Source organism: Vogesella mureinivorans (genome assembly GCF_007644035.1).
GTDB classification, from domain to species: Bacteria; Pseudomonadota; Gammaproteobacteria; order Burkholderiales; family Chromobacteriaceae; genus Vogesella; species Vogesella mureinivorans.
Genome location: NZ_VMTV02001149.1, coordinates 1 through 326, shown reverse-complemented (window position 1 = coordinate 326; position 326 = coordinate 1). Strand labels below are relative to the sequence as shown.

1 protein-coding gene is annotated in these 326 nt (G+C 66.9%); it reads left to right on the top strand.

The genetic code is table 11. The features are described 5' to 3' along the window. A partial coding sequence (locus FLQ44_RS23260; RefSeq protein WP_147696222.1) for a putative colanic acid biosynthesis acetyltransferase occupies positions 1–326 on the top strand: 326 nt, incomplete at both ends.

The window sequence follows — 326 nt, the reverse complement described above, 5'->3', positions numbered from 1 at the left end:
AATCTGGCCATGGGACCGTTCAGCCTCATGGGGCCGGGCGTCAATTGCTACTGCGTTGCGCCCATCGTCATCGGCGCCCAGGCGGTGGTATCGCAAGGGGCTCATCTCTGCGCGGGTTCGCACGACTACAACGACCCTCACTTCCAGCTCACGGCAAGCCCCATCGCCATAGGCGAGAAGGCATGGATCGCCGCCGAGGCCTTTGTGGGCCCCGGCGTGGTCGTTGAAACGGGCGCGGTGCTCGGTGCGCGCGGGGTTGCGGTCAAGCCGCTTGCGTCCTGGACCGTCCATGCGGGCAATCCCGCCAGACCCGTTGGACGCCGAAC